At 37.3% G+C, this 16,214-nt stretch carries 13 protein-coding genes and 1 riboswitch; of the genes, 6 read left to right on the top strand and 7 right to left on the bottom strand.

The features are described from left to right. Positions 1-154: 154 nt before the first annotated feature. Positions 155-1,039: a D-amino-acid transaminase gene (locus ACYFX0_RS16710; RefSeq protein ID WP_079997269.1), complete on the bottom strand. Its 885-nt coding sequence runs from the start codon at positions 1,037-1,039 to the stop codon at positions 155-157. A gap of 546 nt (positions 1,040-1,585) precedes the next feature. Continuing rightward, positions 1,586-3,514, bottom strand: a complete 1,929-nt coding sequence (locus ACYFX0_RS16705; protein WP_460270984.1) for an LTA synthase family protein — start codon at positions 3,512-3,514, stop codon at positions 1,586-1,588. Positions 3,515-4,058: 544 nt separating this feature from the next. Between ACYFX0_RS16705 and ACYFX0_RS16700 the strand changes: the two genes are divergently transcribed. Further along, the gene (locus tag ACYFX0_RS16700; protein ID WP_000810378.1) at positions 4,059-4,424 is read left to right on the top strand and encodes a YkvA family protein; all 366 of its coding nucleotides are present in this window, start codon (positions 4,059-4,061) and stop codon (positions 4,422-4,424) included. Between the two features lie 50 nt (positions 4,425-4,474). Then, a complete protein-coding gene (locus ACYFX0_RS16695) occupies positions 4,475-4,966 on the top strand; it encodes a metal-binding protein (protein WP_001139059.1) in 492 nt (163 codons plus the stop codon). A 69-nt stretch (positions 4,967-5,035) separates the two neighbouring features. On the opposite strand, the gene ACYFX0_RS16690 is transcribed toward ACYFX0_RS16695, so the two are convergent. Then, on the bottom strand, positions 5,036-5,353 hold the full coding sequence (locus ACYFX0_RS16690; protein ID WP_001014091.1) for a DUF4870 domain-containing protein: 318 nt from the start codon (positions 5,351-5,353) through the stop codon (positions 5,036-5,038). Positions 5,354-5,650: 297 nt separating this feature from the next. On the opposite strand from ACYFX0_RS16690, the gene lldP reads away from it, so the two are divergent. Together lldP and thiC are read left to right on the top strand one after the other, a co-directional pair. Next, positions 5,651-7,312, top strand: a complete 1,662-nt coding sequence (gene lldP / locus ACYFX0_RS16685) for an L-lactate permease (RefSeq protein WP_001099345.1) — start codon at positions 5,651-5,653, stop codon at positions 7,310-7,312. Positions 7,313-7,383: 71 nt separating this feature from the next. Then, positions 7,384-7,499: riboswitch (TPP riboswitch) on the top strand. Between the two features lie 112 nt (positions 7,500-7,611). Then, positions 7,612-9,372 carry a phosphomethylpyrimidine synthase ThiC gene (gene thiC, locus ACYFX0_RS16680; RefSeq protein ID WP_017763764.1) on the top strand — a complete coding sequence of 587 codons (1,761 nt, stop codon included), beginning with the start codon at positions 7,612-7,614 and terminating at the stop codon, positions 9,370-9,372. A gap of 255 nt (positions 9,373-9,627) precedes the next feature. On the opposite strand, the gene ACYFX0_RS16675 is transcribed toward thiC, so the two are convergent. The 3 genes from ACYFX0_RS16675 to cydA all read right to left on the bottom strand — a co-directional run bounded on the left by ACYFX0_RS16675 (position 9,628) and on the right by cydA (position 13,671). Then, the gene (locus tag ACYFX0_RS16675; protein WP_000021145.1) at positions 9,628-10,986 is read right to left on the bottom strand and encodes an arsenic transporter; all 1,359 of its coding nucleotides are present in this window, start codon (positions 10,984-10,986) and stop codon (positions 9,628-9,630) included. Positions 10,987-11,297: 311 nt separating this feature from the next. Then, on the bottom strand, positions 11,298-12,323 hold the full coding sequence (locus ACYFX0_RS16670) for a cytochrome d ubiquinol oxidase subunit II (RefSeq protein WP_000544189.1): 1,026 nt from the start codon (positions 12,321-12,323) through the stop codon (positions 11,298-11,300). Next, positions 12,316-13,671, bottom strand: a complete 1,356-nt coding sequence (gene cydA, locus ACYFX0_RS16665) for a cytochrome ubiquinol oxidase subunit I (protein WP_000381973.1) — start codon at positions 13,669-13,671, stop codon at positions 12,316-12,318. The genes ACYFX0_RS16670 and cydA overlap by 8 nt, the downstream gene beginning before the upstream one ends. Positions 13,672-13,924: 253 nt before the next feature. Between cydA and ACYFX0_RS16660 the strand changes: the two genes are divergently transcribed. Then, positions 13,925-14,074 carry a hypothetical protein gene (locus tag ACYFX0_RS16660; RefSeq protein WP_000283180.1) on the top strand — a complete coding sequence of 50 codons (150 nt, stop codon included), beginning with the start codon at positions 13,925-13,927 and terminating at the stop codon, positions 14,072-14,074. 91 nt (positions 14,075-14,165) lie between these two features. Further along, positions 14,166-15,251, top strand: coding sequence for a hypothetical protein (locus ACYFX0_RS16655; protein ID WP_001231675.1), 1,086 nt, complete (start codon positions 14,166-14,168; stop codon positions 15,249-15,251). Positions 15,252-15,280: 29 nt separating this feature from the next. On the opposite strand, the gene ACYFX0_RS16650 is transcribed toward ACYFX0_RS16655, so the two are convergent. Then, complete coding sequence (locus ACYFX0_RS16650) at positions 15,281-16,183, bottom strand: LysR family transcriptional regulator (RefSeq protein WP_000421919.1); 903 nt, start codon at positions 16,181-16,183, stop codon at positions 15,281-15,283. Between the last annotated feature and the right edge of the window lie 31 nt (positions 16,184-16,214).

The raw sequence follows: 16,214 nt of genomic DNA, 5'->3' as shown, positions 1-16,214 counted from the left end.
AAAAATTCTAAAGAGCATGTCGATTACTGTCAAGACTTATGTAGGAATCTGAATATGACAAAAAGATTACAAAAAAAAATCAAGGCATAAATTTACACCTTGATTTCCATTTAAATGTATATATTGAATATGAAAGGAAAGAAATTATTCGTGTTTAAGAAGATGCCATATTGGATTGTAACAAGATTTGATTAAAAGATTTTTGCAGTTTTTTGGTGATAGGCCCAACTTGCCCATCTTGAATCGCGGTTCCATCAAGGTGGGTCATTGGTAAAATTTCAATCGTTGTGCCTGTAAAAAAGCATTCATCTGCTTGATAAACGTCACGAACGCTGAAAAGTTCTTCCTGTACAGGAATGTGAAGAGTATTCGCTAAAGAAAGGACATATTGACGAATAATGCCATTTAGAATAAGGTGATTGGCTGGATGTGTGTAAAGAGTTCTGTTTTTAATTAAAAAGAAGTTGGAATGGCTTCCTTCCGTTACGATACCATTCCTTATGAGAAGTGCCTCTTTACAGCCTTTACGTTCAGCTTTCGTAGCAGCTAGTACGTTTGGTAATAAATTTAATGATTTAATGTCACAGCGTAGCCATCGAGTATCAGGTTCTGATATAGCGCGTATACCATATTCAATCCATAATGCTGGTCTTTCTTTTTTTGTAATATAGGCATAAATTGTCGGAGGGGTGTCATATGAAAATACATGTGTGCGAGCTTGTACACCGCGAGATACTTGCAAATAAATTGTGCCATCTTCGTGGAAATGGTTTCGTTCAATTAATTTGTAAAGTAAAGTGATGAGTTCAGCTTTTGAGAAAGGAAGCGATAATTCTACTTCTTCCATGGATCGATATAATCTTGTTATGTGCGGATCTAATAAGTGAAAGTTCCCTTTATATAGGCGAATAACCTCGTAGACACCATCTCCGAATTGCAAACCTCTTTCTTCAAGTTCTATGTACGTTTGTTGTTTTGTTGTATCAATAACTTCATCATTCCAAAGTACAAATTTTTCGTATGCCAATTTCCGTCCCATCCTTTCGTAAGTACGTAAATAACGTGAAACTTTCATTCATGCGAGATAAAAATCACTATAGTAATTTTTATGTAAGCAATTCTCTATATATGACCGTATATGTATTTGTAAATCATAGAGAAGTAAGGACGATTTCCCCCGCATTAACGGGCTGATTAAAGTTTCACTTTACAGCATTTTGTATATACAAATTCGAAAATAAGAAATGAGAATCCTGCTTTTAAATAAAAAAAAGCAACATTCTTATGGAATGCTGCACAAGGAGGGTAGCTATCTTTCATAGGGACATTGTCTCGTTGAATGCTTTGTGTATGGAAACAAAGCATGTTGAAAGACAATTATAAGAAAGTAGAAACAAAAGATTTACACATTTCTTTAAGGGATCTTACGAAAGATGAGAGGTAAGAAATATGTAGAACCTTGTTTACATATTTTATTATAGAGATTCTTCATTAACCCTATGTGAATATTTGGTAAAGGTTATGTAATTTTAAAGTTAATGAATATAAGCAGTTGTATGGAAGAAAATAAAAAAAGAGGCTGAGATTACTCAGCGCTCTTCTTTTCTTCTTTAATAGCTGTTTTTACTTCACCAGTTTTGATCTTATTACTTTCAGAGAAGCGAAGTAAGTCACCTTCAATGATTTTATCAGACATGTGCAATTCATTTTGGGCACGATCAATTAGTGGTTGAGATTCTTCTTTCGGTAATTGTACAACTTCGCCAGTAGCACGGTCGTAGAATGTACTGTTTGTGTACATGTATTTATCTGTAATGAAGCTACCGTCACGAAGAACAACAAATCCTTTATTATCAGGTGAGAATACATCATGACCGAATCGAACGTCATTTGTAGAATCTACACCAAGTAAGTTTAGAATAGTTGGTTTAATATCAATTTCACCAGTTGGTTTCGAAATTGTTTTACCTTCTTTTTGACCTGGAACGTGAATAAACATCGGTGTTTTTTGTAAGTTCATATGGTCAAATGCAGTGATTTCTTCTTTTCCTAAGAACTGTGCCATTGCACGGTTATGGTTTTCAGAAATACCGTAGTGGTCACCGTAGAATACGATTACTGAGTTGTCGTAAATACCTTCTGCTTTTAGACGCTCAATAAAGTGTTTCATTGCTTCGTCTAAGTAACGAGCAGTTACCATGTAACGGTCAAATACTCCATCACCAGAATTATATTCGTCGATTAATTTTGTACTGTCATCGTAAGTGAATGGGTAATGATTCGTTAAAGTAAGGAAGCGAGTATAGAATGGTTGCTTCACTTCTTTCAACATATCAATAGATTGATCGAAGTATTCGATATCTTTTAATCCCCAGTTTAATTTTGTTTCCGGCGTAATCTTGTAATCAAGCTCGTTGTAGTAACGATCATAACCAAGTGCTGGATACATAATGTTACGGTTCCAGAATGTTGCGTTGTTTGCGTGGAATACCGACGTGTGATACCCTTGCTGACGTAAAATTTCTGGAGTTGCTGTATATTCATTGTTACCGTGTGTGAAGAATACAGCACCGCGGTCTAGTGGATATAAAGAAGTATCTACTAGGAATTCAGCATCAGATGTTTTACCTTGCCCAGTTTGATGGAAGAAGTTATCAAAGTAATAACTTTCTTTCGTAAATTGGTTTAAGAACGGTGTAACTTCTTGTCCGTTAACTGTTGCGCCAATTAAGAATGTTTGTAATGACTCAAGAGAGACAACAATTACGTTTTTCCCTTTTGCAGTACCAAATATATTTGGATCTGGTTTACTTTGTGTTGTTTTCACGTAGTTTTCTGTTTCTTGTAATTTACTACCGTCAGCGAATGCTTTTTGTGAACTTGATTTCGCTTGTAAGCCAAGATCGTATACTTGGTGTACATATAATCCTAAGTTTTTAACAAGCATAACGCGGTCGAATGAACGTGTTAATAGTTCTGGGCGTTCAGCTTCTGCAAGTCCTAAGTTTGCGAAGAAAATAGCAACTGTTGATACGAAGTATAGAGAACGCATCGGGCGTGCTACACGCTCTGTAGGTGCAAAGTTTTTCATTTTCTTCAATAGAACGAAGAATACGATAATGTCTGCGAATGCAAGAATAATTTTGTAGTTAAATAATTCTTTCACACTAGAACCTAAACTTCCGAAGTTAGATGTTTGTCCGAGTACTGGTAAAGTAACGAAGTCATTGTAGAATCCGTAGAACATTACGTTACCAACAAGAACGATTGTTAAGACAAAATTAATTCCAAGTGCTATATAGTTACGTTTTTTCCCTTTTGCAAATAATGCAAGACCAACAAGCAGTAATGATGCTGCTAATGGGCTAAGGAATAAAATGAATTCTTGCATGAAAGATTCAAGTTTTAAATCAAAGCTTGTGCGTGTAATAATGTAAGTTTTCAGCCATAAGGCTAAAGCTACGAATACAGTGAAACGCACATTTTGAAATTGCGATTTCAAGGTTTCTTTCATTCATTTCCACCCTTTCTCTATCAGGCTTGGTCGATTTTGGAGCGAAAAATGCTAAAATAAAAAATACATAGTTTTCTTGGCCATAATTAAAGGTTCTATATTCACCCATATACGACTATAACTATGCATACCCTTTTGGTTTCTTTTGTTGCTCATAAGCATAACGTCATTTCTGTATTATACAACAAAATTCATTTCTGAGAAACACTATAACATTTTACATTTTTTGTATAAGGTTTGTCACTACCAGAGAAAACTTTAACATTCGTTTATATGTCCGTCAACTAGAAAATATAACAAAGATAGAGCAGAATGTTAAGTGGAAGTGAAAATTTCTTTGTTGAGAAATAAGAAACGAAGATGGATAAGGGTTATCTAGAAATCTATTATATGAAGGAAATCGTGTAAAAATTAACGAACACTTGTTCTTTTTTGGTTTGTTTGTTACAATGAAAGTTCATTGATAGGTTTTGTGTAATTTCCATGAACTTTTACTGATAACATATTGTAGCTTATTTCTTTTTAAAAATAGGGAGGCTTTTACATGAAACAAAAATTTTCAGTTGAAGCGTTTTGGAAGAAAGTAAAACATGTTGCAAAGCAAGCAGGGCAGTCGGTCATTTATACAAGTTTATTACTGTTTTACGTTTTGCAAAGACCCGATGTTCCAAAACGAGTGAAAATTATTGTAATTGGAGCACTTGCTTATTTTATTGCACCGATTGATGCGATTCCAGATTTCATTGCTGGAATTGGCTATACGGATGATTTAGGGGCGTTAACGGCCGCACTAATACAGGTGTCGTTATACGTCAATGAAGATGTGAAAGATAAGGCACGAGTGAAGTTGGCAGAATGGTTTGGTTCGGATATAGACACAACATTTATCGATCAGAAATTAGGTCAATAGGTGAAATCTGTCATAAGGTGACAGGACGAACGTAAGCGAGGAAGTGCATTATGCCATCAGGAAGAACGCATACGAAAATAAACTTAATATCCCTTCCGGTTGTTTTGTTTTTGCTCTTTTCGTATGGATTAACAAATTTTGATTTTTTATTAACTTTTGCAATTGGTTTTTTAGTAGGTACTTCATTTTTAACACCAGATTTAGATACGTACAGTAATGCTTATAACAAATGGGGTTTCTTACGTATATTTTGGTATCCTTATAAGAAAGTAATGCCGCATCGATCTTTCTTTACGCATACGATTATACTTGGTGATGTGATTCGTATTGCGTACATGTTAATCGTCTTTTCTCCATTTTTATTCCTATTAAATGTAATCGCACTGGATGGTAATTTAATAGAAATTGCGAAGAAACATGAGGTTGAAATTGTAACGTTCTTAATGGGAATTGTTGTGGCAAGTACGCTCCACATTATAGCGGATAAGGTGAATACGCGCCGAAAGAAAATGATGAGAAAAAAGAAGAAACGCAGAAGATAAAGTAACTAATCGGGAAAAGGACCCTTGCAATTTGCAAGGGTCCTTTTTTAAACAAACGTTTGTTTAAAATTAAGCTTTCAGTACTTTAATTCCTTTTACAATGTTCCAGATGAAGTAGTATAAGCTGATGATTCCGCAAATAGCTAAGACAATCATTGCTCCAATTCCAAGTGTTACATCTGGTTGGTCAGATCCTATGCCCATAATTCCTAAAATGGTTAAGCCGATAAATGTAGCGATACTTGGAATGATGTGTGTCCATAGAGCACGTTTTGCGTGTGGCTTTGTTTCAGCGTCCCCTACAATCCAAACGATAATAGGGAATAAGATAGGGGCAAATAGTACACTAAAGTATGATAACGCAGCTAATATTTTATTTCCGTTCATATATATCACCTCATGAATAATGTCTGTTGTTATACTATTATTATGCAATAATTTAGGTAAGCTTTCTATCGATGAACATTACAAGAACATGACGATTTTGTAAGATTTTTTTGTTAAATGATAAAATTTTCAAAAAAATCTTTTTTAATGGAAATTGTTATGGTACAGTATAAATGGAAGTTGTTGAAAACGTTTTCTTAAACGTTTTTTATTTTTAGGCTTAAAGGTATGATGACCTGATAGCCTATTGATAAGATTGTATTTATTTAATAGGGGATTCTTTAGGGGGAGAGGACAATGAACACATGGACACAAGTTTATGATCCGTTCGGTAATATTTGGATTTCAGCAGCAGTAGCACTTATTCCGATTATCTTTTTTTTCTTAGCTTTAGCGGTTTTTCGCATGAAGGGGTATGTGGCAGGATTTATTACAGTTGTACTTACAGTTTTAGTAGCATTATTCGCTTATAAAATGCCGTTCACGATGGCAATGGCAGCAACCGGGTACGGTTTTTTGTACGGGTTATGGCCAATTGCTTGGATTATCATTATGTCGGTATTTTTATATAAAATTTCTGTAAAAACAGGTCAATTCGATGTGATTCGTGCATCGGTATTATCGATTACGAACGATCATCGTTTACTCGTTATTTTAATTGGATTTTCATTCGGAGCATTTTTAGAAGGAGCGGCAGGGTTTGGAGCGCCAGTAGCGATTACAGCAGCGCTTCTTGCTGGTCTTGGGTTAAATCCTTTATACGCAGCAGGTCTTTGTTTAATTGCAAATACTGCACCAGTGGCGTTTGGAGCGATGGGAATTCCGATTACAGTTGCTGGACAAGTAACAGGTATTGATCCACATAAAATTGGACAAATGGCTGGGCATCAATTACCGTTCCTATCATTATTTGTTCCATTCTTTATCGTATTTTTAATGGATGGATTTAAAGGGGTAAGACAAACGTGGCCTGCGTTACTTGTAGCAGGTAGTTCATTTGCGATTACGCAGTTCATTACAGCGACGTTCTTAGGACCGGAACTTCCGGATATTACGTCAGCACTTGTAAGTTTAGTGAGTTTAGCACTGTTCTTAAAAGTTTGGCAGCCGAAAGAAATTTATCAATCCGGGCAAGCAAATAATGAGGTAGCAGCAACAACGACAGCAGCATCGATGCCGAAATTAACGTTTGGAAAAGTAGTGAAGGCATGGTCCCCATTTATCGTATTAACGGTTATGGTAGTCATTTGGAGCCAAAATTTCTTTAAGGCATTATTTGCTCCAGGAGGGGCTTTAGAAAGTCTTGTATTTAAGTTTGAAATTCCAGGTCTGCATAATCTAGTAATGAAAGCAGAGCCAATTGTAAATAAACCAACGCCTTACGAGGCAATTCTAAAGTTTGATGTATTATCGGCAACTGGAACAGCGATTTTAATTGCTTGTATCATTTCCATGTTTATTTTGAAAATGAATGTAAAAGATGCAGTAGTGACATTTAAAGAAACGTTAAACGAATTAAAAATGCCAATTCTATCTATCGGATTTGTACTAGGGTTTGCATTTATCGCAAACTATTCTGGCCTATCTTCTACGTTAGCGTTAGCATTAGCTGGAACAGGCGGACTATTCCCGTTCTTCTCACCATTCTTAGGCTGGATTGGCGTATTCCTAACAGGGTCTGATACGTCTGCGAATGCACTGTTCTCGAATTTACAAGCCATTACAGCGCAGCAAGTCGGCGTATCTGAAGTGCTTCTCGTTGCAGCAAATACAACAGGCGGTGTAACAGGTAAAATGATTTCCCCGCAGTCGATTGCCATCGCTTGTGCAGCAGTTGGTCTTGCTGGAAAAGAATCGGATTTGTTCCGTTTTACAGTGAAGCATAGTTTATTCTTCGTAATTATTGTTGGTATTATGACGTATGTTCAAGCATATTATTTAACGTGGATGATTCCATAAAAAACAAAAGAAATAAACTTTGAATTTTTCAGATTATAGTGTATGATGGGAAAGTATTGAAAATTAAATCAGTGATAAACTAGGGGTGCCTAACGTATGCGTAGGCTGAGAGAGAAGCGCGTGAACTTCTTAACCCTTTGGACCTGATCTGGCTCGTACCAGCGTAGGGAAGTTAACGGCTTTACATAATGATGTCTTTATGAGCCAGGTCCTTATTTTTTTATGGACCTGGCTCTTTTTATTTTGGCATGCGCTGGCCATATCTTGTCCTTGTCACGAACAGGGGGGCAACAAAATTTATGAAACAATCTGTTTCAGCTGAGCAAATTGAATTGAAATCGAGTTTACCAGGGAGTAAGAAAGTATATGTGGATGGACCACGAGAAGGTATGAAAGTGCCGATGCGTGAGATTGAACAAAGCGAAACGAATGGCGTCCCAAATCCACCAATCCGTGTGTATGATACGAGCGGTCCTTATACAGATCCTGCGTATAAGGTCGAGCTGGAAAAAGGCATTCCAACGCCGCGCCACTCCTGGATTATGGGGCGTGGTGATGTAGAAGCATACGAAGGGCGTGAAGTAAAACCAGAGGATGACGGTGTGAAAGTGGCTTCGAAACATACACCTGTTTTCCCGCAAATGGATCGTAAGCCGCTTAGAGCAAAGCAAGGTGCAAATGTTACGCAAATGCACTATGCGCGTAATGGCATTATTACGTCTGAGATGGAATACGTTGCGATTCGTGAAGGGGTAGAGCCGGAGTTTGTTCGTAAGGAAATCGCAGAAGGCCGTGCTATTTTACCAGCGAATATTAATCATCCAGAAGCTGAACCGATGATTATCGGGCGTAACTTCCATGTGAAGGTCAATGCAAATATCGGAAACTCTGCTGTATCTTCTTCTATTGCAGAAGAAGTAGAGAAGATGACGTGGGCTACTCGCTGGGGTGCAGATACGATTATGGATTTATCTACAGGTAAAAATATTCATACGACGCGTGAGTGGATTATTCGTAACGCGCCTGTACCAGTTGGAACTGTACCGATCTATCAAGCGCTGGAAAAAGTAAACGGAATTGCAGAAGATTTAACGTGGGAAGTATATCGTGATACGTTAATTGAGCAGGCGGAGCAAGGCGTTGATTACTTTACGATTCACGCTGGTGTATTGCTTCGTTACATTCCAATCACGGCAAAGCGTACGACAGGTATCGTTTCACGCGGTGGTTCGATTATGGCGCAGTGGTGTTTATTCCATCATAAAGAAAACTTCCTATATACTCATTTTGAAGAGATTTGTGAAATTATGAAACAGTACGATGTTTCGTTCTCTCTTGGAGATGGATTACGTCCAGGGTCTATTGCAGATGCAAATGATGAAGCACAGTTTTCTGAGCTTGAAACACTTGGTGAATTAACCAAAATTGCTTGGAAACATGATGTGCAAGTTATGATCGAAGGACCTGGACACGTACCGATGCACTTAATTAAAGAAAATATGGAGAAAGAGCTTGATATTTGTCAGGGCGCGCCGTTTTACACACTTGGGCCACTAACGACAGATATTGCACCAGGTTATGACCATATTACATCGGCGATTGGAGCTGCGATGATCGGTTGGTTTGGAACGGCGATGCTTTGTTATGTAACGCCGAAAGAACATTTAGGTTTACCGAATAAAGATGATGTACGCACGGGTGTTATTACGTACAAAATTGCAGCGCATGCGGCTGATCTTGCGAAAGGACATAAAACGGCTCATCAGCGTGATGATGCACTTTCAAAAGCACGCTTCGAATTCCGTTGGCGCGATCAATTTAATCTATCTTTAGATCCTGAACGTGCGATGGAATATCACGATGAAACGTTGCCTGCAGAAGGGGCAAAGACAGCTCACTTCTGTTCAATGTGTGGACCGAAGTTTTGTAGTATGAGAATTTCACATGATATTCGTGAATATGCAAAAGAAAATGATTTAGAAACGACAGAAGTAATTGAAAAAGGAATGAAAGAGAAAGCAGAAGAATTTAAAGAAGCTGGTAGTCATTTATATCAATAACACGTTACACCTCTTTACTTGATTGATCACACTGTAGTACCTAACTTTATTATAGAAGAATCCCCATTTGCTAAGACGGTAGCAAATGGGGATTCTGTTGTTTATCCCGCTATTTGTGGGCAGTAAGACCCCCACCTCAAAATTCAGCGGAAGCAAAGAAGTTAGGTCGGGGTCGGGCTGCCCGTAAAAGCCCGATTGGTTAGGGCTAATAATCAGTGGGGGATGAACAAAACCCCCACTGATTAAAGTTTCACTTTATAAGGCAAAGAAGAGGTGTACCCAGTAGAATAAGAGGAATAGTGTGACGACTGTTGTGAGCGGGATAACGATAAGGGATACACTTAAATAGTCTTTCCATTTTACTTTAATTTTGTTTTGTTTCAGAATATACATCCAAATGAGTGAAGCTAGCGTACCAATTGGTAGTAATAGTGAACCGATGTCACTACCAATGATGTTTGCGAGATAGATTGTTTTTAATGTGACTGGATCTAGTCCCATTTCTGTTAATGTGATCGTACCAATCATAAGGGCAGGATGGTTATTGAAGACGTTAGAGAGGATGGATACAAGTCCGCCCATCGCAAAGCTAGCATAGAGTAGATGCTGATTCACAACTGGCTCGAGCCATTGTACAAGTGCAGCTGTTAATCCTGCGTTGTGGAGTCCGTAAATAATGACGTACATAGAGAAGGCGAAAATTAAAATGTGCCACGGTGTCTTTTTCAAAATGTCGACAGGATTTGTTCGTAAGTAGTACCATCTCCAAATGAGAAGAACGAGTGAACCGAGTACCGCAACGATTTCAATTGGTATGGATAAGAAGGATGCAACGAATAGAAGACAGCGCATAAGGAAGACAAAACCTAATACTTTTAACATGAATCTTGTCCGTTTTTGTTTCGTATCAACAGAATTATTTCCTTTTAGTGGATGGAAGTTTTTCGTGAAAAAAATTTCTTCAATATCATATGAAGAAACAGGTAATTTTTTCGGAAGTTTTTTCTTCAAAACTGTATACATGAGCCATGACATAAATAATAAGCCTAATGTTGCAGGTACAAACATCATAGCAGTATGCATATAAAGAGTCATATTAACGATATTTAATGCAATTAAGTTTACGATATTACTTACACCAATTGGTGCACTAGACGCAGTAGCGATTAAAGCGCCACTTAATAAATAAGGAATTTGTTGATGTGGTTTTAATTGAAGGTTTTTTAGAAGAAGAATTAAAATTGGAGTTGTAATTAAAATACTGCCGTCGTTATTAAATAAAAGAGTCATAAGAAAACATAGTAATTGAATATACCAGTATAAACGGTGACCGGACCCTTTTGCTAAATTTGCTAGTTTCGCTGCGGACCAATGGAAGAAGCCGAAGCTTTCTAATATAACTGCCATAACAATGGTCGCTAATATTGTTATGGAGGCTCCTCCTATTTTACTAACAATATCTATGACGTCTGGTTTTGATACGATTCCTGTAAAGAGGATAATACCAGCGCCGACCGCTGCTGGCCACGCCTCATTTAAACCTCGAGGCCGCCAAAAGATAACAATCATTGTTAAGAAGAATACAATAATAGTAATCCATATTTCAATGCTCATATTTTGCCTACCTTTCTATTTTCCCTTAAACAGATGTAGCTTGTCTCAAGTTTATATTGGTAGTATATTCAGCAAAAAATAAGAAGAACTAGACGTATAACGAGATGAAGCGAATATGTGTTTTTCATGCTAAAGGACAAGTGTCACTAGTAGTGAAATAACTATTGTGATAGGAGCCTATAAATTGATTGGGCAGTAAGGTAGGAAATGAGATTTATATCGGAAATTTTTAAAATATATCGACTTAACGACAAAATATAATAAGAGGAGTCTATCCCAAAATACCTTTTGGAACAGACTCCAAGGCTATATTATTTTTCCTTCAAAAAAGTACGATCCTTCAAGAATAAATTCCAGAAGAAAATAAATCCTGGTAATAAAATTGCAATCCCAATTGCGTATAGAATGAGCAGTGCATAGAACGTTTCTTTCGTTGTAAAGCTTGTAAATACAGTTACGTCAGGATAAATAATATACGGTAAATGCGCGACCCCGTAAGCATAGCTTGCAAATGCATATTGAGCGACGACAGCTAAAACAGCAATGCGAGGGAATCCTAGTGTGTTATACTTCTTGTTTGTCCACCAAAGGGACGAGTATCCGATAACGAATAGAACAATAGAAACTGTAAACCATGGGAATTGCTTTATTAATCCTTGCATAAGCCAATGTGTTTCTGGATCCATTACAACGAGAGCGATAATCGCCGTAACAAGTGTTGCAGGGCCAAGTATGATAGCATTCCTTCTATAAAGTTTGTATGCATCTTCTGAACCTTGCTCTCTCGCAAAATCAGCAAGAAAGAGAGAGGAGAGAAATAGTTCAGACGTTAGTCCGAAGAGCATATAACAATAGATAACCGGGCTAGAAAGAAGTTTTCCATACAGGAGTACTTCTCTTCCTTCAGACATTGTAATATACGCTCCCTCTGTAACGGGTAAAACGGTAATTAATAGTGCTGGAATTAAGAGACCAGTAATACCTGAAATAACCCGAAGAAGGTACTGATATTTTGGCAAGGAGTAAGCAAATACCATAAATGTACTACGTACTGCAACGAGTACTAAAATTAACATAACTGGTACGAACATAACGGTTGCGAGAGTAAAGGCCGCTTTCGGAAAGAAGCCGAGAAATGCGACAACGACGAAAACGAGAAACGTATTTGTTACTTCCCAAGTTGGTGATAAGTACCGATTGGCAAGTTTGGCAGCGAGCGTTGGATGTTTTGCGTATACCATGCCCCAAAAACCAGCTCCAAAATCGATGGATCCTAATATACTGTATACGAAAATAAGGGCCCATAAGATGATGATTGCAATACTTTCCTCATGCACGAGAATCGCCTCCTTGGTGTTGTAAATCATTCTTTAATGGATGTCTTCTAAAGAATGTCCGTAGAACAAAGACTGTTAAAATAGCGAGTCCAATATATAAAATGATGAATAAAACAAATAAAGGACCGACGAAATCAGCGCGAGTAGAAGCATCGACTGTACGTTGCATACCATAAATTGTCCATGGCTGACGACCGCTACAACTGAAAATCCATCCGAATTCAATACCGAGCATCATAATTGGTCCGCATGCGGCAGCCCCCCAAAGTAGCCACTTCGGTAGTTCTGTCCCCTTTTTTTGGTAAACGAAGTACCAATATAAGAGAGCAATTGCTGCAACTGCAAAGGTAAACGCAGCAGTGCCGACCATTAAGTTGAACAGTGTATGTGTATAAAATGGTGGCCATGTTTCTTGTGGGAATTCATTTAGACCTTTTACGACAGTGCTAGGGTCTAGTCCCACTAATAAGCTAAGCATGTTTGGAATTTCAAGTGCATAGTTTAGTTCAAGCGTATTAGGATCCACAATCCCGCCAATGGATAGCGGTGCGTGTGATGTCGTTTCAAATAAAGCTTCAGCAGATGCAAGTTTTTCAGGTGAGTGTTTATGTAGGGCGATTGCCGATTCGTGCCCTGAAAGCCACATCGTAGCGCCTGTAATAAATGTCACGACAAGCCCTAATAGTAGCCCCTTTTTATGATAAGCAATTTCACGTGTACTTAAATTTTTCTTCAATAATTTAAATCCAGCGATAGAAGCAATGACAGCCGCACCAGTTGCATAAGCCGTAATAACGACATGGAATGCACTTGTGCCAAAACTCGGATTAAAGAAAGCTTTCCAAGGATCAACGTTAAAAACAGATCCATCTGGATTCATTGAAAATCCTGCTGGTGTATTCATCCATGTATTTGCTGATGTAATAAGAACGGCGGATGCCGTGGCACCAAGCATGACGAAAAATAGCGAGATTAATCTCATAAATGGAGGAAGTTTATCGGCTGCATATACGTAAATCGACATGAATAAAGCCTCCAAAAAGAAGGCAAAAATCTCAATTTGGAAGGGAACAGAAATAACTTGCCCAACAATTTTGGCAAAACCAGGCCAAAGAAGTGAGATTTGCACACCGACAATTGTTCCAGTTGGAATTGCTACACCGAGAAGAATAGCAAACGCCTTTGTCCATCTTTTCGCCATAATGGCATAGTCGGAGTCTTTCTTCCAGTGATAGAGTATTTCGCTTATAAAAATCATCAATGAAAGTCCAACGCCAAGTGTTGCAAAGATAATGTGGAATGCTAATGAAGAACCAAAAAATGCTCTTGCTAATGTTACCGTATCCATATGTAAACTCCTCTTCTTTTTTGCCATTATTTTCTGATTGAATTGGAAGATTTATTCAAAAAAACTACCAAAAATATATATGTATTTAAAAAGTGAATATGATAATATAATGTTGTAATATTTTGAATAGAAAGAAATAAGTAGTTGCTTATATTTTGTTTGTTTTTTGCGCAGGAATCTTTTATAATCTTTTATGCGAACATAAGTTCTGTTTTTCGAAAAAGAAGTTTATGTGAAATGGAGAGGGTGTTTTATGTATCCTGAAGTCATTAAAAAGATGGCATTTTCAAAAGAGCATAGAGATTTATTATTGAAGCTATATAATAAAGAAATTACACGTCGTGAATATGATCGACTTGTACAATCGCTATATAAACCTTCTAAAGAGGTTTGTGGGGGATAGAAATGGGGGAGACAATCTAATAGATTGTCTTTTTTAAATTTATGTATGTTCTGATAAAATTAAGGTTAGCCTTACTAGGGAGGTGAAAAGATTGCGGAAACGTTTATATATAGGGATTGGAGTTATCTTCTTAATCGCTCTAGGTGGAATTGTATTTTGGTCAGCTTTACAAGGAAACCGTACAGAAAATTTTATTTTAAGACATATGGTGAATGAAAATGGAACGCTTGCCACGTATCGTTTAGTAGATACTAAGGCAGGTACGGGTGAAGCGAAGGGACGTGAAGCTTTATCAGAATCGGCGGGATTATGGTTACAATATACACTTGATAAAGATGACCAGGCGTTATTTGATGAGCAAGTAAAGGTTATTCAAGATAATTTCGTATATAAGAATCATATCGTTTTATGGAAACTCTCTGAAAAGGGAGAGAGGCAGTCAGCTACAAATGCACTTATAGATGATCTTCGTATTATAGAACAATTATATCGTGCTTATGAAATGTATAAGGAAGAGCGTTATAAAAACCTTGCCGATCAATTAAGTGATGCTGTACTTCGTTATAATAAAAAAGATAATTATTATGTTGATTATTATGATGCAGATGCAGGGAAACAAAATAATTTTGTAACAACATCATACATAAATCCGCGTGCATTCTCTTATATGAAGAAGTACGGTAAAGTTTCTGCTCAGCAATATCAGGAAATCGTTCAATTTTTAGCAGATTATCCAAGGCACGGCTGGGCATTCCCAAAAGAATATAAAGAAGATGGTACATTTACGTACGATAAAGAAGTGAATCTTATTGACCAATCATACGTTGCATATCATCGAAGTTTAGGTGGTCTTTCATCAGCTGCTTATTTGGAATTTATAAAGAAGAGATTCCAGGAGGATGGAAAGCTATACGGTCGTTACAATTTAGAAACGGGAAAACAAACTGTGAATTATGAATCGCCAGCCGCGTATGGACTAACGATTTTGTACGTACTACAAACAGGTGATACAAAGTTTGCGAAGGAATTGTATGATCATATGTCCACATTCCGAAATGACAACGTATTTAGTAGATATTATGGTGGATATGTAACAGGTGAAAATAATAATACGCATATTTTTGATAATGTACTACCACTTTTAGCTGAAATGGAATTAAAAAAGAGTGACCAATAAAAGGTGCCACCATATGAGGGTGGCACCTTTTATTGGTTGATATAATTTTGCGTCCTAATATTAGAGAAGTAGTCAATCACGAATTCACGGAATTGCTGAGCTGTTTTTGATAAGTATCGCTTTTTTGACCAACTTAATCCGATGGTTCGCTTACAAGCGGGTTCAATAATACGCAACTTGTTTGCTGCTAAAGTAGAGTTTTTTAATAAAGTTAAATTTGGAACAAAAGCGATGCCGAGACCTTGCTTAATGAGGTCGCTAATCACTGTCGGTTCATCTACTTCAAAAGCAATATGCGGAGTGAAACCAGCTTCTTTACAAAATTCATCCGTTAAGTGCCGAAATCCATAGCCAGTATTCATACTAATAAACGGTTCGTCTTTTACTTCATGCAGGTGGATACTTTCGCGGTTTGATAACCGATGGCCTGAAGGAACGACTAAGAAAATTTCTTCTGTAATAAGTGGTTCCCAAACAATTTCTTCTCCTTCAACTGGTACAGAGGAAAGACAAAAGTCAATTTCCATATTTTCCAGTTGTCGTTTCATAGAAGGAGTAGACGCAAGAAATTGCTGGAATCGAACATTAGGATGTTCTCGTAAAAAAGAACCTAGTAGTTCTGGTAATATTCTTGGAATAGAAACGGCCATTGTAATAGAGCCTTGTTGTAATTCGGCTAAATCTTTAATTTCTCGTTCCCCTTCACTTAATTCATGAAAAATACGTTCTACCCGTTTTAAAAATACTTTTCCGAAAGAATTTAAAGTAATCTGTCGGCCTTGGCGATCAAATAAAGGGACGCCTAAATCCTTTTCAAGTCTAGCGATTGTTTTGCTGAGTGAAGGTTGCGCGATATGCAATTCTTCAGCTGCCTTTGTCATATGTTCTAGTCGTGCAACTGTCTGAAAGTATTTTAACTGGAGCAGTTCCATTTCGAATCTCCTTTCTATAGACCAAAAGGAA

It is taken from the genome of Bacillus sp. NEAU-Y102 (assembly GCF_054788175.1).
Note: the sequence above shows the minus strand (reverse complement) of the source record. Positions and strands in the feature narration are given on the sequence as shown.